Origin of the sequence: Micromonospora sp. LOL_023 (genome assembly GCF_048060115.1) — a bacterium.
Classification (GTDB): Bacteria; Actinomycetota; Actinomycetes; order Mycobacteriales; family Micromonosporaceae; genus Micromonospora_E.
Genome location: NZ_JBHMIM010000204.1, coordinates 1 through 404, shown reverse-complemented (window position 1 = coordinate 404; position 404 = coordinate 1). Strand labels below are relative to the sequence as shown.

Annotated in this window: 1 protein-coding gene; it reads left to right on the top strand. The window is 71.0% G+C overall.

What is annotated here, in order from left to right; genetic code table 11:
- Positions 1–404: glycosyltransferase family 4 protein (locus tag ACFHVL_RS31480; protein WP_416632265.1), on the top strand; the 404-nt coding region annotated here is incomplete at both ends.

Here is a 404-nt window from a genome sequence, read left to right as displayed (position 1 = left end):
GGACTGGGCCGGCACGTGCACGCCCTCTCCGTCGCCCTGGCCAACGCCGGCCACGAGGTCACCGTCGTCACCCGCCACGCCCCCGGCGCACCCCTCGAGGAGTACGCCGACGGCGTGCGCATCATCCGCGCCGCCGAGGACCCACCCCTGTTCCCCCTGGCCACCCCCAGCCTCCTCGCCTGGACCATGGCCTTCAACCACACCCTCACCCGCGCCGCCCTGCGCGCCACCCAGTCCGCCGAGTACGACGTCATCCACGCCCATGACTGGCTCGTCACCCACACCGCCATCACCCTCAAGGAACACCTCGACATCCCCCTCGTCGCCACCATCCACGCCACCGAGGCCGGCCGCCACCAGGGCTGGCTCCCCGAAGAGATGAACAAGTCCATCCACTCCATCGA